Here is an 18426-nt window from a genome sequence, read left to right on the forward strand (position 1 = left end):
GGTCACTCCTGGTGAGGGGCGGGCGGTTGTGCCCCAGGGTTGAGAATCAGCTGCATGAAGGTCAGGTCCAGCCAGCGGCCGAACTTGGTGCCCACCTGGGGCATCTGCCCGGTGCTGATGAAACCCAGGCGTTCATGCAGACGGATCGAGGCGGCGTTGGCGCTTTCGATGGCGGCCACCATCACGTGCTTGTCACAGCCACGGGCGCGTTCCAGCAGCACCGCCATCAGCTGTGGACCCAGGCCGTTGCCGCGCTGGTCGCGACGGACATAGACCGAATGTTCCACGGTGTGGCGAAAGCCGTCGAAGGGTCGCCAGTCGCCGAAGGAAGCGTAGCCGAGCACCTGCTCCTCGGCGTTGACCACCACCAGGATCGGATAGCCCTGGCTCTGGCGCGCGCTGAACCAGGCCTGACGGTTGCCCAGGTCGACCGGGGCGTCGTTCCAGATCGCCGTGGTATTGACCACCGCGTCGTTGTAGATGTCGCGGATTGCCGGCAGGTCGGCGTGCAATGCGTCGCGGATGCGATAGGTCATGGCGCGGCCTCAGGCGATGGGTTGGTGGACGGTGACCAGCTTGGTGCCGTCGGGGAAGGTGGCCTCGACCTGGATCTCCGGGATCATCTCCGGGATGCCTTCCATCACCTGTTCGCGTCTCAGCAGGGTGGTGCCGTAGTGCATCAGATCGGCCACGCTCTGGCCGTCCCGGGCACCTTCGAGCAGCGCGGCGGAAATATAGGCCATGGCTTCCGGGTAGTTGAGCTTGAGGCCGCGGGCCAGTCGCCGTTCGGCCACCAGGCCGGCGGTGAAGATCAGCAGCTTGTCTTTTTCGCGTGGGGTCAGGTCCATCGTGATCGATCCGTCGTTGGGCAGTTTGAAAAGGGCAGGTGTTTCATGTGTTCCAGATCCTCGGCGGCACGGCCTCGCGGCCCAGCAACGCCGGGCGCAGCAGGCGCCACAGGTCGATCAGCCAGGCCCGGGCCTGCAGGGCTTCACTGGCCAGGCAGCGGGCCACCAGCAGGCCCGGCAGTTGGCTCAGGTCGCCACGTACCGGGTGTTCCAGGGCGCGGCAGCGCTCCAGCAGTTGGCTGTCGATTTCACCGGTCACCAGCAAGGTGGCGAACACTGGCTGGCCGTCCAGGCCGATGGGGGAATCCAGCAGGCCGTCGCCACCTTTGATGCGCTGGCGCTCATGCCAGAGCGGTCGGCCGTCGCGCTGGATATCCAGGTGAGCCTGGAAGTGCCCTTGCTCGAAGCGCTCGCCACTGGCCGGGCGTCCCAGGGCCACGACGTCCCAGTAGAACAGCCGGGCATCGCCTTGCAGTTCGATCAGGGTGGTCAGTTCGGCCTGGGCGGCGCTGAAGACAATGGTTTCCTGGGGCAGCCATTCCAGGGTCGCCCCCGGCGCCACTTGCAGCCTCAGGGTCTGGCTGGCAGGGCCGGTGGCGCGGTACCACTTGGCGGCACCGGGGCTGGTCAGCTGGGCCCAGGCGTCGCGCTCGACCCGGGCACTGATGGCCAGCCGGTCGCCGCCGGCGATGCCGCCGGGTGGGTGGACGATGATGTGCTGGCAGACCTCGGGGCCTTCGGCATACAGGTGCTTCTGCACCCGCAGCGGGCCCAGGTGGCGACGCAGCACCGGGCGCGTGGTGGCGCCGAAACGGGCATAGGCCAGTTCCAGCTCGGCGTGCCAGCTGGGGGTGAACAGGGCGGTGGCGGCAGGTGAGTTCATGCTGGGTCGTTATCGTTAGGAAGCTACAGATTAGATCGTAACCAGGCCGCGTACACCTTCTGCCTGCATATTTTCCCCTCGGCCCTGCTGGACGATTTCGCCCCGGGACATCACCAGGTACTGGTCCGCCAGTTCGGCGGCAAAGTCGTAGAACTGTTCCACCAGCACAATGGCCATATCGCCCCGGGCCGCGAGTTGCTTGATCACCGCGCCGATCTCCTTGATCACCGAGGGCTGGATGCCTTCGGTGGGCTCATCGAGGATCAGCAGCCGGGGGCGGCTGGCCAGGGCGCGACCGATGGCCAGCTGTTGCTGCTGGCCGCCGGAGAGGTCGCCGCCACGGCGCTGCTTCATCTGCAACAGCACTGGGAACAGTTCGTAGATGAAGGCCGGGACTTCCCTGGCCTGGGAGCCGGGGAAGCGGGACAGGCCCATCAGCAGGTTTTCCTCCACGCTCAGGCGGCCGAAGATTTCCCGGCCCTGGGGCACGTAGGCGATCCCGGCGTTGACCCTCTGGTGGGGCTTGTAGCCGGTGATGGTCCGGCCCTCCCAGTTGACCGCGCCTTCCTTGACCGGCAGCAGGCCCATCAGGCATTTGAGCAGGGTGGTCTTGCCCACGCCGTTGCGTCCCAGCAGGCAGGTGACTTCGCCGATCCGGGCTTCGAAACTCAGGCCGCGCAGGATGTGGCTACCGCCGTAGTACTGGTGCAACTGGTCGACTTGCAGCATGTTCGGATTCCTTCAAAAACCTGTAGCCGCTGCCGCAGGCTGCGACAAGGTCCACAGGACCTTCATGGGCCTTGCAGAGCACGTCCTCTTCAAGGCCGATCGCAGCCTGCGGCAGCGGCGACAAAGGTGGTTGGTTGGGTCAGCGGCCGAGGTACACCTCGATCACCCGCTCGTTTTCCTGCACCTGCTCCAGCGACCCTTCGGCCAGCACGCTGCCCTGGTGCAGCACGGTGACGTGGTCGGCAATCGAGCCGACAAAGCCCATGTCGTGCTCCACCACCATCAGCGAATGCTGGCCCGCCAGGGTCTTGAACAGCTCGGCGGTGAACTCGGTCTCGGCGTCGGTCATGCCTGCCACCGGCTCGTCCAGCAACAGCAGTTGCGGGTCTTGCATCAGCAGCATGCCGATCTCCAGGAACTGCTTCTGACCGTGGGACAGCAAGCCGGCCTGGCGCTGGGCCGAAGGGCTCAGGCGAATGGTCTCCAGCACCTGGGCGATGCGGTCTTTCTGTTCGCCGCTCAGGCGCGCCCCGAGGCTGGCCCACACCGACTTGTCGGTCTTCTGCGCCAGCTCCAGGTTCTCGAACACGCTCAGGGCCTCGAACACCGTGGGCTTCTGGAACTTGCGGCCGATCCCGGCCTGGGCGATCTGCACTTCGCTCATCCGGGTCAGGTCCAGGGTTTCGCCGAACCAGGCCTTGCCCTGGGTGGGGCGGGTCTTGCCGGTGATCACGTCCATCAGGGTGGTCTTGCCGGCGCCGTTGGGGCCGATGATGCAGCGCAGCTCGCCGACGCCGATGTACAGGTTGAGGTCGTTGAGGGCCTTGAAACCGTCGAAGCTGACGCTGATGTCTTCCAGGGTCAGGAGGGTGCCGTGGCGGGTGTTGAGGCCCTTGCCGGCGGCGTGCCCGAGGCCGATGGCGTCGCGGCTGGCGCCGGCGTCCTTGTTGGCGTCGAGAATGGGTTCGAGCATGAAGTCCGCGGTCGCAGTGACTCTCATTGTTCACCTCGTTTCTTCAGCAGGCCGATCACGCCCTTGGGCAGGTACAGGGTCACCACGATGAACAGGGCGCCGAGGCAGAACAGCCAGTATTCGGGGAAGGCCACGGTGAACCAGCTCTTCATGCCGTTCACCAGCCCGGCGCCCAGCAGCGGCCCGATCAGCGTGCCGCGTCCGCCCAGGGCTACCCACACGGCAGCCTCGATGGAGTTGGTGGGGGACATCTCGCTGGGGTTGATGATGCCCACCTGGGGCACATACAGGGCCCCGGCCAAGCCACAGAGCACCGCGCTCAAGACCCAGACGAACAGCTTGAAGCCACGGGGGTCGTAGCCGCAGAACATCAGGCGGTTTTCGGCATCGCGCAGGGCGGTCAGCACCCGGCCGAACTTGCTCCGGGCCAGGCGCCAGCCCAGGTACAGGCTGGCCACCAGCAGCAGCACCGTGGCCAGGAACAGCACCGCGCGAGTGCCCGGTTCGGTGATGCCAAAACCCAGGATGCTGCGGAAATTGGTGAAGCCGTTGTTGCCGCCAAAACCGGTCTCGTTACGGAAGAACAGCAGCATCCCGGCAAACGTCAGGGCCTGGGTCATGATCGAGAAGTACACGCCCTTGATCCGCGAGCGGAAGGCGAAGAAACCGAACACCAGGGCCAAGAGACCCGGCGCCAGCACCACCAGGCACAGGGCCCAGAGGAAGTGGCTGGTGCCGGTCCAGTACCAGGGCAGTTCGCTCCACGAAAGGAAGGTCATGAACGCTGGCAGGCCGTCTCCGGCGGCCTGGCGCATCAGGTACATGCCCATGGCGTAGCCGCCCAGGGCGAAGAACAGGCCGTGGCCCAGGGACAGCAGCCCGGCGTAGCCCCAGACCAGGTCCAGGGCCAGGGCGACAATGGCGTAGCAGAGGATCTTGCCCACCAGGGTCAGGGTGTAGGCCGAGACCTGCAGCGGGTTGTCCGCCGGCAGCAGTGACAACAGCGGCAAGGCCAGCAGCACCAGGAGCAGCAGCGCGCCGACGGCGATCGTGACCTTGGGCCCGGCTTTCTGGCTGGCGGTAATGAGCAGTGGTTGATTCATCAGTCGATCACCCGTCCTTTGAGTGCGAAGAGTCCTTGCGGGCGTTTCTGGATAAACAGAATGATCAGCGCCAGGATGAGGATCTTGCCCAGTACGGCGCCGATCTGCGGTTCGAGGATCTTGTTCGCCACCCCCAGGCCAAAGGCCGCCAGCACGCTGCCGGCCAGTTGCCCGACGCCGCCGAGCACCACCACCAGGAACGAGTCGATGATGTAGCTCTGGCCCAGGTCCGGGCCAACGTTGCCGACTTGGCTCAGGGCCACGCCACCCAGGCCGGCGATACCCGAGCCGAGGCCGAAGGCGAGCATGTCCACGCGGCCGGTGGGCACGCCGCAGCACGCGGCCATGTTGCGGTTCTGGGTCACTGCTCGCACGTTCAGGCCCAGGCGGGTCCTGTTCAGCAGCAGCCAGGTGAGCACGACAACGAACAGCGCGAAGGCGATGATCACGATGCGGTTGTAGGGCAGTACCAGATTGGGCAATACCTGGATGCCGCCGGAGAGCCAGGCCGGGTTCGCCACCTCGACGTTCTGCGCGCCGAACAGCAGGCGCACCAGTTGGATCAGCATCAGGCTGATGCCCCAGGTGGCCAGCAGGGTTTCCAGGGGCCGGCCATAGAGATGACGGATCACCGTGCGCTCCAGGGCCATGCCGATCCCGGCGGTGACGAAGAACGCCACCGGCAGTGCCAGCAGCGGGTAGTACTCGATGGCGTGTGGGGCGTAGCGCTGGAACAGCAGCTGCACCACGTAGGTGGCGTAGGCGCCGAGCATCAGCATCTCGCCGTGGGCCATGTTGATCACCCCCAGCAGGCCGAAGGTGATGGCCAGGCCCAGGGCCGCCAGCAGCAGGATCGAGCCCAGGGACAAGCCGCTGAAGGCCTGGCCGAGGACTTCACCCACCAGCAGCTTGCGCTTGACCTGGGCCAGGCTGGTTTCGGCGGCGGTGCGCACATTGGCATCGGCCTCGACCCCGGGTTGCAGCAGGCCTTCGAGGCGGGTGCGGGCCAGTGGGTCGCCGGTTTCCCCCAAAAGGCGCACGGCGGCCAGACGCACCGCCGGGTCGCTGTCCACCAGTTGCAGGTTGGCCAGGGCCAGGCTCAGGGCGGCGTGCACGCCGGGGTCTTGCTCGGCGGCGAGCTGGGCATCGAGGAATTTCAACTGCGCCGGCTTGGCGCTTTTCTGCAGCTGCCGGGCGGCGTCGAGCCGGGTACTGGCCTCGCTGGCAAGCAACTGATGGCTGGCCAGGGCGCTGTCGATCAGGCCCCGCAAGCGGTTGTTCAGGCGCAGGGGCTTGGTTTCGCCGGCCATGCTCAGTTGGCCTTGTTGCAGGGCCGTGAGCAGTTCCAGGCGCGCCGGGTCGGGCTGCGCGGCCCAGCTTTCCAGAAGCCGGGCCTGTTCGCTGGAGTTGCCGGCGACGAAGTCTTCGGCGTCGCCGGCCTGGGCGGCCATGGGCAGCAGCAACAGGCAGGCGAGGATCAAACGGTAGAGGGCAGTGGGCATATCAGTGGCCTTGCGCGTAGCGTGGTTCTGTAGCCGTTGCCGCAGGCTGCGATAAGGTCCGCAGGACCTTCAAAGGCCTCAAGAGCACGTGCTCTTCGAGGCCGATCGCAGCCTACGGCAGCGGCTACAGGGGGTGTGCCGGGCCTGAAGGCTTGGCGTCCATCCGGCGATCAGTTGCTCTTGACCGCGTAGTCCGGCTTCTTGTCGTTGCCCGGGATGTATGGGCTCCAGGGCTGGGCGCGGATCGGCCCTTCGGTCTGCCACACCACGTTGAACTGACCGTCCGGCTGGATCTCGCCGATCATCACCGGCTTGTGCAGGTGGTGGTTGGTCTTGTCCATGGTCAGGGTGTAGCCCGAGGGCGCGGCGAAGGTCTGCCCGGCCAGGGCTTCGCGGACCTTGTCGACATCGGTGGACTTGGCTTTCTCCACCGCCTGGGCCCACATGTGAATGCCGACGTAGGTAGCTTCCATCGGGTCGTTGGTCACCGCCTTGTCTGCCCCCGGCAGGTTCTTGGCCTTGGCGTAGGCCTTCCAGGCGGCGACGAACTTCTGGTTCACCGGGTTATCCACCGATTCGAAGTAGTTCCATGCCGCGAGGTTGCCCACCAGCGGCTTGGTGTCGATGCCGCGCAGTTCTTCCTCGCCCACCGAGAACGCCACCACCGGCACGTCGGTGGCCTTCAGGCCCTGGTTGGCCAGTTCCTTGTAGAAGGGCACGTTGGAATCGCCGTTGACCGTGGAGATCACCGCGGTCTTGCCGCCGGCGGAGAACTTCTTGATGTTGGCGACGATGGTTTGATAGTCGCTGTGGCCGAAGGGGGTGTAGACCTCTTCGATGTCCTTGTCGGCCACGCCCTTGGCGTGCAGGAACGAACGCAAAATCTTGTTGGTGGTGCGCGGGTAGACGTAGTCGGTGCCCAGCAGGAAGAAGCGCTTGGCACTGCCACCGTCTTCGCTCATCAGGTACTCCACGGCCGGGATCGCCTGCTGGTTCGGCGCGGCGCCGGTGTAGAAGACGTTGGGCGACATTTCTTCGCCTTCGTACTGCACCGGGTAGAACAGCAGGCCGTTGAGTTCTTCGAACACTGGCAGCACCGATTTGCGCGACACCGATGTCCAGCAGCCGAACACCACCGCCACCTTGTCCTGGGTCAGCAACTGCCGACCCTTTTCGGCGAACAGCGGCCAGTTGGAGGCCGGGTCCACCACCACCGGTTCCAGCAGCTTGCCGTTGACCCCGCCCTTGGCGTTGATCTCGTCAATGGTCATCAGCGCCATGTCTTTGAGCGAGGTTTCAGAGATCGCCATGGTCCCCGACAGGGAGTGCAGGATACCGACCTTGATGGTCTCGGCGGCCTGGACGGTCCAGGTCATGCCCATCGCGGCAATGCTTGCCGAGAGGGTGAAAGCCTTGAGCAAACTACGACGCTTCATTGTGCGATCTCCATGAACTCTTGATTTTTTCAGGTGGTAGATGCGACTTCTCGGGCGCAGTGAAAACGCAGTAGTTTTCACTCCGCCTGTGCTGAAGGGCTGTTTTGCAAGGGATGTGCCGAGTCGCCCTAGGGCATGAAAACGTCGGTCTTAGCGGCAGTGAGCGGCTAGGTGATGCCCCAAGAGGAGGCTTTGCGCAGAGGATGGTGCGCAGGGATGCGTCATTGTGGTGCTGCCGCAGAGCGGCAGCCTGGGTCAGCCAGGGGCTTCAGTTAACCCCAGGGAAGGAGTCGACGTATTTGATGGTGAAATCGGGAAAGGAGTCGACGATCTGGATCTTGTAATCGGGAAAGCTGTTGACGATCTTCCACTTGCCCGGCGCGTCGGCAAAGGAGTTGACCTGCTTGACCTTCAGATCGGGAAAGGAGTTCACCACCTTGACCTTGTAGTCGGGGAAGCTGTTGACGATCTGGATGTTGCCGTAGATTTTCGAGACGTCGACCGAGGTGCCGGCCTGGGCGCCAAGGGTGGTGCCGAGCAGCAAGGCCAAGAATGCGGTTCTGAACATGAGACTCATCCTGAGAGATCCAAGCGCGCGATCTTAAAGCAAGGACGACGATTGTAGGAGCTGGCTTGCCGGCGAAGAGGTCCTCGAACCTGGCACAAGGCTCAGGGGGGCCTTCGCCGGCAAGCCGGCGCTTACAGGGAGACGGGCACCGTCAGCGGCGGCGCATCAGGCCAATGAAGAACAGCCCGCCAATGGCCGCCGTGGCCACGCCGATGGGCAGGTCCTCAGGGGCGATCAGGGTACGCGCGGCGACGTCGACCCAGACCAGGAACAGGCTGCCCAGCAGCACGCACACCGGCAGCAGTCGACGGTGCTCGGCACCCACCAGGCGCCGGGCGATGTGCGGCACCATCAGCCCGACAAAGCCGATGGAGCCGCTGATGGACACCAGCACCCCGGTCATCAGCGAGGCGATCAGGAACACCTTCAGGCGCACGTTGCGTGCGTTCAGGCCCAGGGTCACGGCAGTCTGTTCCCCGGCCATCAAGGCATTCAGCGGCCGTGCCATGCCCAGCAGCAACCCCAGCCCCAGCAGCACGCTGGCGGCAGGAATCGCCAGCAGTTCCCAGCGCGCCAGGCCCAGGCCGCCGAGCATCCAGAACATCACCGCCGAGCTGGCCCGGTGATCACCCATGAACAGCAGCAGGTTGGCCACCGCCATCATCACGAAGGACACCGCCACCCCGCACAGCAGCAGGCGGTCGCTGTCCAGGCGCCCGTTGCGCGCGGCGATGCCCAGCACCAGGAGCATGCTCGCCAGGGCGCCGATAAAGGCCGCCAGGGGCAGGGTCAAGAGGCCGATGACCTGCCCCAGGTGCAGCACCACGATCACCGCGCCGAGGGTGGCGCCGGAGGTCACCCCCAGCAGGTGCGGGTCGGCCAGGGGATTGCGGGTCACGGCCTGCAGCACCGCGCCGATCAGGGCCAGCCCGGCGCCGACCAAAGCACCGAGGAGCATGCGCGGGACGCGGATCAGCCAGACGATATGCTCCTGGCCCGGGCTCCAGTCCACCGTACCCAGGCCCAGGGTCTTGTGCAGGAGAATCCGCCAGACCACCTCCGCCGGCACCCGCGCCGGACCGAAACCCAGGGACAGCACACAGGACGCCAGCAGCAGGGCGCCGAGGGTCAGTAACAGACAGGCATAACGACCCTTGATCATTCGCCGTGGAAACCCTTGGCCAGGGTTTCCACCGCCAGCACGTTGTCGATGCCCGGGGTGGCTTGCACATAGGGAATGACGATGAAGCGCTGGTTCTTGATCGCGTCGACTCCTTGCAGGGCCTGGTTGTTCAGCAGGAACTGCTGCTTCTGCTCGGCGGTGACTTCGCTGTAGTCGACGATGACGATCACTTGCGGGTTGCGCTCGACCACCGTCTCCCAGTTGATTCGGGTCCAACTGGCTTCGACGTCATCGAGAATGTTGCGCCCGCCAGCGGCATCGATCAGGGCCTGGGGCATGCCCAGGCGGCCCGAGGTCATGGCCCGGTCTTCGCCGCTGTCGTAGAGGAACACCCGGGGCTTGTCCTTGGGCAGGTCCTTCTGTACCTCGGCGACCTGCTCCTGCATCTGCGCGATCAGCGCGTTGGCCCGGTCCTGCACGTCGAAGATCCGCCCCAGGTTGCGCAGGTCGTTGTAGGTGTCGTCGAGGCTGGCCGCCGGGCGCTTCATCACGAAGGCGCAGGACTCGGTCAGCTCGTAGACGTTGATCCCCAGTGGCGCCAGGGTCTGCGGCGTGAGGTCGCCGCCGATGCGCATGCCGTAGTCCCAGCCGGCGAAGAAAAAGTCGACGTTGGCGTTGAGCAGGGTTTCCACCGACGGGTACTTGGCCGCCAGCTCTGGCAGACCGTCGAGCAAGGTGCTCATTTGCGGGGTCACGGCCTTCCAGCCACTGACGCCGCTGTAGCCCTCCATCCGCGACTTGAGCCCCAGGGCGAGCATCATCTGGGTCATGTTGATGTCATGGCTGAGGGCGTGCTGCGGCGCTTGCTTGAAGGTCACTTCACGGTTGCAGCTGGTGATGGTCAGCGGGTAGTGGGTCGCTTCGGCGAAGGCTTGGGCGGTGCCCAGGAACAGGGTCAGGGCGAGGCCGGAGCGGAGCAGGGAGCGCAAGGTCATGGTTGAGTGATCCAGGTGATTCGTGGGTAGCCGGACAGGGGGTGGGCGTCGATCAGCGCCTCGACGCCGAAGACGTTGCGCAGCAGATCGACTGTGAGCACTTCGGTGGGAGTGCCGCTGGCGACGATGCGTCCGTGATCGAGGACATACAGCCGGTCGCAGAAGGCCGCGGCCAGGTTCAGGTCATGGATGCTCGCCAGGGTGCCGATGCCCAGGCGCTTGACCCGTTGCAACAGCTCCAGCTGGTAGCGCGGATCGAGGTGGTTGGTCGGTTCATCGAGGATCAGCAGTTGCGGGCGCTGGGCCAGGGCACGGGCCAGGATCACCCGTTGTTTCTCGCCCCCGGACAAGGTGGCGAAAGCATGGTCCTCGAAGCCCAGCAGGCCCACCGATTCCAGGGCCTCGCGGGCGATGCGCCGGTCTTGTTCGGTGTCGCCGTCGAACAGGCCCTTGTGCGGCGTGCGCCCCATGGCGACCACTTCCTCCACCGTCAGGCCGAAAGCGTCGGGGAACTCCTGGAGCACCACGGCGATGCGTTGCGCGCACCAGCGTGGCGATTGCTTCCACACGTTGTGATGGGCCAGTTGCACCTCGCCCTGCTGCGGCTTGCTGAAGCGATAGGCGCAGCGCAGCAGGCTGGTCTTGCCGCTGCCGTTGGGCCCGATCAGGCCGACGAACTCGCCGGCCGCCACTTGCAGGCTGGCCTCACGCAGTTGGAACTGGTGATGGCAGTGGCCCTGGCCCAGGGGTGTCCAGGCCAGGTTGGTGAGGTTCAGCGAGGTCATGCGGTGTCCGTGTGATCCCCGTGCCGTAGCGCCAGGTGGGGTTAAAAGGTGTAGTCAGCGGTGACGAAGAACGAGCGTGGCTCGCCGAGTATCCATTGCTGGCCGTCATTGTATTGGCTTTGTGCGTACTGGCGGTCAAACAGGTTGTTCAATTGCAGGCCCAGGGTGGTATTGGGCAGTGCTTTCCACGACAGGTTGGCATCGACCACGGTGTAGCTGGGCAGTTCGTTGCGGTTGGCCATATCGGCGTAGCGCGCATCCACGTAGCGCACTCCGGCGCCGGCCCGCAGGTCATCGTTGAGGGCCTTGCTCAGCCACAGGTTGGCGGTGCGGCGCGGCACGTCCACCGGGCGCTTGCCGTCGCGGGAGACTTGCACGCCGTTGACGTCCTGCTGGAAGTCGTCGTACTGGGCACGAACGATGGCGGCGTTGGCCTGCAATTGCCAGGCGTCGGGCAGTTGCAGCTCCAGGCTGGCTTCCAGGCCGTTGGAGGATTGCTGGCCCACTTGCTGTTTGCGGTTCGGCTCGCCGGGCACATCGGTCAGCAGCTTCTTCTTGACGATGTGGTAGGCCGCCAGGGTCCATTCGCCACGCTGGTCCCAGAACGCCTGCTTGAGGCCGATCTCGCTCTGCCGGGCGCTGGACAGGTCGAATTGCTGCTGGCTCTTGCTCAGGGAAATCAGCCCGCCAACGCCGTCGGTGCTGGTGGAGTACTGCCCGTAAAGGGAGGTGTCCGGGGTTATGGCAAACACCAGCCCGGCCTTCCAGTTGTTGCCGGTCAGGGTCTTGTCGCTGCGGCTGTCGTCCTTCAAGTCATCCCGATCAATGTGCGCATAGTCGCGGCGCACACCGGTCACCAGGGACCAGCGCTCGCTGAGTTGCAGGCGGTTTTCGGCGAACACCGACAGCTGTTTGGTGGTGGTCTTGAATTGATCGCGGTAGGGGCTGTTGCTGGCGAAGTCGCCCGCGGCCGGGTGATACAGGTCCAGCGGTTGACCGTTGGTAAAACTGTCGGTGAAGGGCGAATTGCTCTTCAGGTGAAAGCGAATGCGGTTGTAGTCGACGCCGGTCAGGGTCTGGCTGTCGAGGCCCAGCAGCGAGTGCTTGAAGGTAAAGGTCTGGCGGTCGCCGACCTGTTCCTGCTGGTGGCCGATAGCGTAGTAACCGCTGCGGCTCAGTTGGCCGGTGGTCGGGTTGAAGTTGTAGTTCTCGGCGTTCTGCCAACGACGCTGGGCCTTGAGGTAATACAGCTCGTTGCTGGCACTGACCTGGTCGGAAATCTTCCATTCGCTGGTCAGGCGGGTCCACTGGTCGTTGTAGTGCTGCTGGTCATTGCGGACGTTGTAGTTCTTGTTTCGCAGGCTTTTGTGGAAGCGCCCGTTGATCAGCGGCGTGCCGAAGTCGTTCATCGGGTTCTGGTCGCCGTAGTCGTGGGCCAGGGTAAAGGCCAGGTCGTCGCGAGCCTGCCAGCGCAGGGCGGCACTGACGAAATCGCCGGAGGAGTCGCCACGGTCGATCCAGCCGTTGCTGCGCTCGCGGTTGAGGTTGAGCCGATAGCTCAAGGTGTCGCTCAGGGAGCCACCGCTGTCCAGGGCCTGCTGCTGGCGATCGAAGGAGCCGTAGCCCAGGCGCAGGTGGTTTTCGATTGCGCCGCTGAAGGGCTTTTTCGGGAGGGTGTTGATCACCGCGCCGGTGGCACCTTCGCCATACAGCACCGAGGCCGGGCCGCGCAGCACGTCGACCCGCTCCACCGCCCAGCTGTCCACCGGGAAGGTCACGGTGCCCATGCCGGTGTACATGCGGTTGCCGTCATACAGCTGCATCACCGAACTCTGCCCGGTGAAACCCCGTGCCGACAAGGAAGTGCCACCGTCGCCTGGGGTGCCGGTGCGGCTGATGCCGGCGCTGCGGGAGACCGCGTCCTGAATGCTGCGGTCACCCCGGGCGCGAATCCGTTCGCCGCTCAGGCTGTCAGTGCTGGCCGGGGTTTCCAGGGCGCTGAGGCCCAGGCGCGAGCCGGCGCTGGTGGGGGTCTTCAGGCTGACGCTGTCGTCGGCCGCGCTGGCCGGAGCCGAAATGGTGCCGGTGGGTAGGGTCAGGGAGGCGGCGGAATCATCCGCCTGAGCCAGGGAAGGCAAGGCCATCAGGCAAAGGCTGGGCAGCAAGTACTTGTTCATCGGGACGGTGAATCACTTCTTCGAGGGGGTTGCCCGCAGTGGGGAACTGCGGGCAGGGATCTTACACTTTAGTGTTATAAAGTAACATTATAATTGTGCATGGCTAAAGCGCCGAGATTCTACAGAGCCCTCTGGAACGCGCATCTCAGCTGATTCATGTTGAAGATGAAGCAGATTCAGGCCCGCGATTGAAGCGTGAAAGCAGCAGGCGATCGAGCAGCCACACCCCAATCAGCGAGGCTCCAACCAAAGGAAATGCCAAGGCCAGCAGCGCCATGATCAGCATCGCGGTTTTCCATTTCGGCAGGTCGTGGCGCAGCGGGGGCACGCCGAGTCGGCCCTGGGGACGACGCTGCCACCACATGACCATGCCGCTCACGGCGCTGAGCAAGATCATCAGGCACACCACCAGCACCAGGATCTGGTTGACGCGGCCGAACATCTTGCCTTCATGCAGCATCACCCCAACCTCCGTGGCCCGGGCCACGTTGCTGTACTGCTGCCAGCGCACGTCGGCCAGGACCTTGCCGCTGTATTGGTCGACATGCAGGGTGGCATCGTTGCGCGGATCGTCGGCGAACACGGCGATGGTGAACACGCCGGTGGCGGTCTTCGGCAAGGTGATGCTGTAGCCCGGTTCGACCTGGCGCTGGCGGGCGATGTCCTGCACCGCTTGCAGGCTGATGGACGGGGCTGCCGGCGCCGTGTCCGCGGCGTTGTGGGCCATGTGCTCGGCGTGGTCGCCCGACATCGGCATCGGGGTGTTTTCCACCGCCCAGGGCACGGTCTGGCGCGTGGCGCTGTTGAGCTCCCGGGCCTGCTGGTCGGAGGTCGGCACGTCGTTCCACATGGCCGCCGGAAAGCGGTTCCACAGGTCGGCGTACTGCTTGCCCCAGAAGCCGGTCCAGGTCATGCCGCTGAGTAGCATCAGCAGCAGGAATGCCGCGCCCCAGAAGCCCAGCACACTGTGCAGGTCGCGCCAGAACGGCCTGCCGCGGACGCTGAAACGCGGCCACAGCACGCCCGCCGACGACTTGCCCCGTGGCCACCACAGGTACAGGCCGGACACCACCAGGACGATGCCCCAGCCAGCGGCCAGTTCCACCAGCCGGTCACCGACGGTGCCGATCATCAGCTCACCGTGAATGGCCCGGGCCACGGCCTGCAGGTTGGCCTTGGCATCCTGCTCGCCGAGCACATCGCCGTGGTAGGGGTCGATGAAGACATTCAGCTCCTGACCCTTGTCCTGCACCACGAACTGCGCGCTGCGCTCGGCATCAATCGGTGGCAGGTACTGCTTGATATGGCCCTGGGGGTAGGCCGATTGCACCCTTTGCAGCAAGTCGTCGGCACTCAGCAGGTGATGACCGGCGGGCACCTTGAGCAGGCTGGGGTACATCAACGGGTCCAGTTGTGGCTTGAACAGGTAGATGATGCCGGTCAGGGCCAGCATCACCATGAAAGGGGCCACGAACAGCCCGGCGTAGAAATGCCAGCGCCAGGCCAGGTTGTAGAAAGACACTTTGGGTCGGTTCATCGGGGAACGCTCCGCAGGGCAGTGAATCTTTTCTTATAGGGGCTGTTCGCTGGCACCCCAGCTCCTGCGGTGAGGAGCCGGCGTGCCGGCGAAGGCGGATCAGAAGCTCAGGTCGACCTTGGTCCAGAGGGTGCGCCCCGGCTCCTTGATCGCCTGGGGATCACTGGCCGGGTAGCCGAAGCCGGCGTTGCCCGCCAGGTTCAGGTGTTCGGCGTAGGCCTTGCCGAACAGGTTGTCGACCCCGGTGCTGAGCTTGAGGTTCTTGGTCACCCGGTAGGCGCCGTTGAGGGAGAACACGCCGAAGCCACCGCTCTTGCCGAAGTCCTTGCCGACCACATTGCCTTTGTTCAGGTCGACGCGGTTTTGCGCCGCCACCACCCGCCACAAGGCCCCGGCGCTCCAGTCGTCCTCGCTGTAGGTCAGGCCGAAGCGCGCGTCCAGCGGCGGCATCTGCGGCAGGGCCTTGCCGTCGCTGCTGTTCTTGCCCCAGGCGTAGGCCAGGGTCGCATCGGCTTTCCAGTTGGAGGTCAGCTTGTAGGCCGCACCCAGTTCGCCGCCCATGATCCGGGCGTCGATGTTCTCGGCCCGAGAGGTGCTCATGCCGCCCATGGCAGGACTGTAGTCGAAGAGGATGTAGTCGCGCACCTGGCCGATATAGCCCGAGGCCCAGGCTTCCAGATCCTCGCTCTGGTATTGCAGGCCGAAGTCCAGTTGGGTGGTCTTTTCCGGCTTGATCGAATCGAAGGCGTTCACTGAGCCCGCCGGGCCCATTTTCGGCGAGAACAGCTCCCAGTAGTCGGGGAACCGCTGAGTGTGGCCAAGGCCGACGTACAGCGTGGTCGGGCTGTCGGCCAGGTCATGCTCGTAGCGCACGAAGCCGCTGGGCAGGGTATCGGCCCGAGTATCGCCGGCAGTGGGGTTGGGCCGGCTCATCATTCCCGAGCCGATGCTCTGCCGGTAGTCCTTGGCCGAAGCACGGTCGAGGCGGGCCCCGGTGATCAGGCGGTCGCGCTCGGCGGCGTACCAGGTCAGTTCGCCGAAGGCGCCGTAGTTGTGGAGGTCGGCGTCCTTGGTACGGGGCAGTTGCTTGTAGGTATCCACGCCGTTGCTGGCCCGAGTGCGGTGTTCGTTGGTCTGGGCATCCAGGCCGCCAATCAACTGCAGGTCGGCCCAGCGCCAGGTGGCCTTGATCCGCGCACCGAGGGTGCGACGGTCGACATTGGAGGCCATGGGGCCGGCCATCATGCCGGTGCCGGACGGGGTGCGCAGGCTGTAGTTGTCCATCACGTGGTCGGCGTAGTTGTAGTAGACCTGGGCCTCGACCTTGTCCAGGACCTCGCCGATATTGGATTTTTCGAAACGCAGGCCCAGGCTTTCGCGCTTGAACTGCGAACCGTCCATGCCGCGGCCGGCGTAGCGGGCTTCGCCGTCGCCCTTGCCGGCGGTGAGCTCCAGCAGGGTGTCGGCGTCCGGGGTCCAGCCCAGGGCCACGTCACCGTTCCACTTGTCGTAGCGCGAGGCCACGGTGTCGTTGTTGCCATCCTTGTAGTCGTCGGCATGGGCGGTGTTGCCGATCACCCGCACATACCCCAGGGGGCCGCCGGCGGCAGCATCCAGGGTCTTGTCGAAGCGGCCGTTGGAGCCCGCCAACAGGCTGGCGTTGACCCGCGTGCCGAGTTCGCCGAAGTGTTCCGGCTCACGCTCGAACAGCACCGTGCCGGCCGAGGCGCCCGGGCCCCAGAGCACGGTTTGCGGGCCCTTGATCACGGTCAGGCGATCATAGGTTTCCGGGGAGATGTAGGAGGTCGGTGCATCCATGCGGCCGGGGCAGGCGCCGAGCATCATGCCGCCGTTGGTGAGGATGTTCAGGCGCGAGCCGAACATGCCCCGCAGTACCGGGTCACCGTTGGTGCCGCCATTGCGTACCAGGGCGAAGCCGGGAATGGTCTTCAGGTAGTCGCCGCCGTCACTGGCCGGGACCGGTTGGCGCGGGTCCTTGGGATTGGTGACCACGGTCAGCGGCGAGCTGGGGGCGATGGCGGTGATCACCGTCGGGCTCAATTGCGTGCCGTGTCGGGAGTGATCCGTCGGGGCCTCGTCGGCCAGGGCCAGGGGGGTCAGCAGCACGCCGCAAAGCACCGCCAGGGCATGGTTGAAACGCAGGCGCGACGGGTTCAGGGCAAAGGGCTTGGATGGCTGGGCAGCGCCCAGGCAAGTGTCAGCAGAAAACATAGATGTTCCATCGATCGGTCTTGAATGACACGGCCGCAACTACGCGGCTGTCGCAATGACAGTCGGCCGTGTGAGATGAGCAGGGGACTCAGACGAGGATCGGTGGGGCGCGGGTCAGGGCGCCGGGGAACACGGTCTGCCGGGCGTGGCCCAGGCGCGTGGCGGGGATCAGGAAATGCTGTGTGGGCGGCGCGGACAGGGCGGCGAACGACAGCCCCGAAGGCAGCGCCGGGCAATTGAACAGCAGGCTGCAATAGCCGCATTTTTCCCAGAGTACGTGTTGTTCGCCCTGGGACTTGCCCTGTTGGGCGTGATGCGGGCTTTCACCGTGACAGCCGGGCGCGCCGTCGCCCATGTCCATGGAGACGGACATGTTCATCGGCATCGCGTGATCCATCGGCATCGACTGAGAAATCAGCGGGCCGATAAAGATCATCAGCATGGCGAACAGGCTGATCCAGCTGCCGCGGCGCACTCCCGGGGAGTTGCGACGCGGCGCGGACCGCCTGCGGCCAGGCGCGTGCGGGGTGTTCACGGTAACGAGCCGGTCAGCTTAGTGAGCGTGCTTGGACTCGTGCATGGCGGCCGGTGGCTGCTTCTGTACGGCCACTTCGACGGTGACGTCGCCGGCCTTTTCAAAGTGCAGGGTCAGGGGGAAGCGCTTGCCGTCGCTGAGCAGGCTGCGGTCTTTGAGCTCCATCAGCATCACGTGGTAGCCCATGGGGGCGAAGGTCACCTCACCGCCGGCGGGCACCGCAACCTTGGCCACTTGCTGCATTTTCATCATGTCGCCTTGCATGACGTGTTCATGCAGTTCGGCCCGGCCAGAGATCGGCGAGTCGACACTGAGCAGGGTGTCGGCGTTCTTGCCTGGGTTGTGCACCACGAAGTAAGCCGCGACGGTCGGCGCGTTCGGCGGCAGCTCCTGCGACCAGGGATGGGCGATCTGCAACTCACCGGCCTTGTAGTCGTGAGCGGTGGCGAAACAGGCAGGCAGCAGCAGCGCGGCAACGAGCAGGGATTGCTTGATCAGGGACGGTTTGGACATGACGGTTCTCCAGAACGATTCAAAAACGCAGATCACTTGCGAAAGGGAATCATGCCAGAGGCGGGGCACCGGGGTTCAGGCTGGGCCATTGCTGGCGCAGGGTGAGCACTGCGATCTTCGGTTGCGGCGCGCCCGGCTGGACGGCGAAACGAATGAAATTCAGCTGGGGTACATGACCGGGCAGGGCCACCAGCGGCGCCGAGCCTGAGCAGCACCAGCAGTGCTGCATGTTCGAGTGCTCGTCGTTCTGCGGGGCTTTCTGTTCAAGCTTGCCCAGGGAAATGGCCACCATTTTGGTGCCGCTGGAAGAGCAGAAGCTGCCCCACAGCAGTTGTTCGTCCAGCCCCGAATCGTTGCGTTGCATGGCCCCGGAAAGCGGCATGGCAAGCATGTTGAACAGCACTGCGAAGCAGGCGATCCAGGCAAATGCGAGCCGTTGTCGGGACATGGGGACGATCCGTCGGTTGAGCGATCAGGCGGGTATTTA

18 protein-coding genes are annotated in these 18426 nt (G+C 65.0%); all 18 read right to left on the reverse strand.

Translation table 11 applies throughout. The annotated features are described in order from the left end of the window. Positions 1-2 precede the first annotated feature (2 nt). Positions 3-536 (reverse strand): GNAT family N-acetyltransferase, encoded by a 534-nt coding sequence (locus tag DWF74_RS19190; protein WP_115581497.1) that lies wholly within the window; start codon positions 534-536, stop codon positions 3-5. A gap of 9 nt (positions 537-545) precedes the next feature. Beyond that, positions 546-848 carry an urease subunit gamma gene (locus DWF74_RS19195; protein ID WP_115581498.1) on the reverse strand — a complete coding sequence of 101 codons (303 nt, stop codon included), beginning with the start codon at positions 846-848 and terminating at the stop codon, positions 546-548. 43 nt (positions 849-891) lie between these two features. Beyond that, positions 892-1731, reverse strand: coding sequence for an urease accessory protein UreD (locus DWF74_RS19200; RefSeq protein WP_102862962.1), 840 nt, complete (start codon positions 1729-1731; stop codon positions 892-894). 30 nt (positions 1732-1761) lie between these two features. Further along, a complete protein-coding gene (gene urtE, locus DWF74_RS19205) occupies positions 1762-2460 on the reverse strand; it encodes an urea ABC transporter ATP-binding subunit UrtE (protein WP_102862963.1) in 699 nt (232 codons plus the stop codon). 139 nt (positions 2461-2599) lie between these two features. Beyond that, the gene (gene urtD, locus DWF74_RS19210; protein ID WP_102862964.1) at positions 2600-3460 is read right to left on the reverse strand and encodes an urea ABC transporter ATP-binding protein UrtD; all 861 of its coding nucleotides are present in this window, start codon (positions 3458-3460) and stop codon (positions 2600-2602) included. Continuing rightward, positions 3457-4536 carry an urea ABC transporter permease subunit UrtC gene (gene urtC / locus DWF74_RS19215; RefSeq protein ID WP_102862965.1) on the reverse strand — a complete coding sequence of 360 codons (1080 nt, stop codon included), beginning with the start codon at positions 4534-4536 and terminating at the stop codon, positions 3457-3459. The genes urtD and urtC overlap by 4 nt, the downstream gene beginning before the upstream one ends. Next, the gene (gene urtB / locus DWF74_RS19220) at positions 4536-6038 is read right to left on the reverse strand and encodes an urea ABC transporter permease subunit UrtB (protein ID WP_102862966.1); all 1503 of its coding nucleotides are present in this window, start codon (positions 6036-6038) and stop codon (positions 4536-4538) included. The genes urtC and urtB overlap by 1 nt, the downstream gene beginning before the upstream one ends. A gap of 170 nt (positions 6039-6208) precedes the next feature. Beyond that, on the reverse strand, positions 6209-7474 hold the full coding sequence (gene urtA, locus DWF74_RS19225; protein ID WP_102862967.1) for an urea ABC transporter substrate-binding protein: 1266 nt from the start codon (positions 7472-7474) through the stop codon (positions 6209-6211). Positions 7475-7742: 268 nt separating this feature from the next. Further along, positions 7743-8042, reverse strand: coding sequence for a hypothetical protein (locus DWF74_RS19230; RefSeq protein ID WP_102862968.1), 300 nt, complete (start codon positions 8040-8042; stop codon positions 7743-7745). Positions 8043-8193: 151 nt separating this feature from the next. After that, entirely contained in the window at positions 8194-9204 is a 1011-nt protein-coding gene (locus DWF74_RS19235) for a FecCD family ABC transporter permease (RefSeq protein ID WP_115581499.1), read from the reverse strand. Next, the gene (locus tag DWF74_RS19240; protein ID WP_115581500.1) at positions 9201-10160 is read right to left on the reverse strand and encodes an ABC transporter substrate-binding protein; all 960 of its coding nucleotides are present in this window, start codon (positions 10158-10160) and stop codon (positions 9201-9203) included. The genes DWF74_RS19235 and DWF74_RS19240 overlap by 4 nt, the downstream gene beginning before the upstream one ends. Continuing rightward, the gene (locus DWF74_RS19245) at positions 10157-10945 is read right to left on the reverse strand and encodes an ABC transporter ATP-binding protein (RefSeq protein WP_102862971.1); all 789 of its coding nucleotides are present in this window, start codon (positions 10943-10945) and stop codon (positions 10157-10159) included. The genes DWF74_RS19240 and DWF74_RS19245 overlap by 4 nt, the downstream gene beginning before the upstream one ends. 41 nt (positions 10946-10986) lie before the next feature. After that, positions 10987-13122 carry a TonB-dependent receptor gene (locus DWF74_RS19250; protein WP_115581501.1) on the reverse strand — a complete coding sequence of 712 codons (2136 nt, stop codon included), beginning with the start codon at positions 13120-13122 and terminating at the stop codon, positions 10987-10989. 154 nt (positions 13123-13276) lie between these two features. After that, on the reverse strand, positions 13277-14659 hold the full coding sequence (locus tag DWF74_RS19255) for a PepSY-associated TM helix domain-containing protein (protein WP_102862973.1): 1383 nt from the start codon (positions 14657-14659) through the stop codon (positions 13277-13279). Positions 14660-14758: 99 nt separating this feature from the next. Then, positions 14759-16891, reverse strand: a complete 2133-nt coding sequence (locus DWF74_RS19260; protein ID WP_115581502.1) for a TonB-dependent copper receptor — start codon at positions 16889-16891, stop codon at positions 14759-14761. A gap of 88 nt (positions 16892-16979) precedes the next feature. Next, positions 16980-17333 carry a DUF2946 domain-containing protein gene (locus DWF74_RS19265; protein ID WP_240322069.1) on the reverse strand — a complete coding sequence of 118 codons (354 nt, stop codon included), beginning with the start codon at positions 17331-17333 and terminating at the stop codon, positions 16980-16982. Positions 17334-17444: 111 nt separating this feature from the next. Beyond that, positions 17445-17939 carry a copper chaperone PCu(A)C gene (locus DWF74_RS19270; RefSeq protein WP_115581503.1) on the reverse strand — a complete coding sequence of 165 codons (495 nt, stop codon included), beginning with the start codon at positions 17937-17939 and terminating at the stop codon, positions 17445-17447. Between the two features lie 49 nt (positions 17940-17988). Further along, positions 17989-18387, reverse strand: a complete 399-nt coding sequence (locus DWF74_RS19275; protein ID WP_115581504.1) for a DUF2946 domain-containing protein — start codon at positions 18385-18387, stop codon at positions 17989-17991. Positions 18388-18426: the final 39 nt, after the last annotated feature.

It is taken from the genome of Pseudomonas protegens, from assembly GCF_003363755.1.
In the GTDB taxonomy this organism is placed as follows: domain Bacteria; phylum Pseudomonadota; class Gammaproteobacteria; order Pseudomonadales; family Pseudomonadaceae; genus Aquipseudomonas; species Aquipseudomonas danubii.

Coding starts and splice junctions, on each gene's coding strand:
- DWF74_RS19190 (WP_115581497.1), bottom strand. CDS start 536: ATGACCTATCGCATCCGCGACGCATTGCACGCCGACCTGCCGGCAATC.
- DWF74_RS19195 (WP_115581498.1), bottom strand. CDS start 848: ATGGACCTGACCCCACGCGAAAAAGACAAGCTGCTGATCTTCACCGCC.
- DWF74_RS19200 (WP_102862962.1), bottom strand. CDS start 1,731: ATGAACTCACCTGCCGCCACCGCCCTGTTCACCCCCAGCTGGCACGCC.
- urtE (WP_102862963.1), bottom strand. CDS start 2,460: ATGCTGCAAGTCGACCAGTTGCACCAGTACTACGGCGGTAGCCACATC.
- urtD (WP_102862964.1), bottom strand. CDS start 3,460: ATGAGAGTCACTGCGACCGCGGACTTCATGCTCGAACCCATTCTCGAC.
- urtC (WP_102862965.1), bottom strand. CDS start 4,536: ATGAATCAACCACTGCTCATTACCGCCAGCCAGAAAGCCGGGCCCAAG.
- urtB (WP_102862966.1), bottom strand. CDS start 6,038: ATGCCCACTGCCCTCTACCGTTTGATCCTCGCCTGCCTGTTGCTGCTG.
- urtA (WP_102862967.1), bottom strand. CDS start 7,474: ATGAAGCGTCGTAGTTTGCTCAAGGCTTTCACCCTCTCGGCAAGCATT.
- DWF74_RS19230 (WP_102862968.1), bottom strand. CDS start 8,042: ATGTTCAGAACCGCATTCTTGGCCTTGCTGCTCGGCACCACCCTTGGC.
- DWF74_RS19235 (WP_115581499.1), bottom strand. CDS start 9,204: ATGATCAAGGGTCGTTATGCCTGTCTGTTACTGACCCTCGGCGCCCTG.
- DWF74_RS19240 (WP_115581500.1), bottom strand. CDS start 10,160: ATGACCTTGCGCTCCCTGCTCCGCTCCGGCCTCGCCCTGACCCTGTTC.
- DWF74_RS19245 (WP_102862971.1), bottom strand. CDS start 10,945: ATGACCTCGCTGAACCTCACCAACCTGGCCTGGACACCCCTGGGCCAG.
- DWF74_RS19250 (WP_115581501.1), bottom strand. CDS start 13,122: ATGAACAAGTACTTGCTGCCCAGCCTTTGCCTGATGGCCTTGCCTTCC.
- DWF74_RS19255 (WP_102862973.1), bottom strand. CDS start 14,659: ATGAACCGACCCAAAGTGTCTTTCTACAACCTGGCCTGGCGCTGGCAT.
- DWF74_RS19260 (WP_115581502.1), bottom strand. CDS start 16,891: ATGTTTTCTGCTGACACTTGCCTGGGCGCTGCCCAGCCATCCAAGCCC.
- DWF74_RS19265 (WP_240322069.1), bottom strand. CDS start 17,333: ATGCTGATGATCTTTATCGGCCCGCTGATTTCTCAGTCGATGCCGATG.
- DWF74_RS19270 (WP_115581503.1), bottom strand. CDS start 17,939: ATGTCCAAACCGTCCCTGATCAAGCAATCCCTGCTCGTTGCCGCGCTG.
- DWF74_RS19275 (WP_115581504.1), bottom strand. CDS start 18,387: ATGTCCCGACAACGGCTCGCATTTGCCTGGATCGCCTGCTTCGCAGTG.